The sequence below is a fragment of the Lyngbya aestuarii BL J genome, from assembly GCF_000478195.2.
Taxonomy (GTDB): domain Bacteria; phylum Cyanobacteriota; class Cyanobacteriia; order Cyanobacteriales; family Microcoleaceae; genus Capilliphycus; species Capilliphycus aestuarii.
The window spans coordinates 1-330 of record NZ_AUZM01000409.1 but is presented as its reverse complement, the minus strand read 5'-3'; the positions used below and the strand labels follow the sequence as shown (position 1 = coordinate 330).

Here is a 330-nt window from a genome sequence, read left to right as displayed (position 1 = left end):
TGTGCTCTTCCGATCTCTTTATACAAAAACAAAAACTTGTGACGCTTTTAAGGGGTTTGATCTTGTTCGTCTCGGCGATCTATAATAATAATTTCTGGATCGTCAGATACCTTTTGACCTTCGATCTTTCGGGAATTATTTCTTTTGATATTCTCGGAATGATCGGAGAGAACTCGGGGTTGAGTTTCAATGGGTTCTCGTTCAATTCTTGGCATTTTACCGTTGGATTCAACAGCTTTTTCTGTTTCAACGCGGGGGGTTACCGTTTTTTTTTCTTTGCTTTCCATAATTTCGGGGCGTTCTTGGTGTACAACTTTTGGTTTCACTGAC

Annotated in this window: 1 protein-coding gene; it reads right to left on the bottom strand. The window is 40.0% G+C overall.

Annotated elements, in window-relative coordinates:
* Positions 1–47: 47 nt before the first annotated feature.
* Positions 48–330, bottom strand: a 283-nt coding sequence (locus tag M595_RS28720; RefSeq protein ID WP_040484828.1) for a hypothetical protein, incomplete at its 5' end; no start/stop codon positions are given.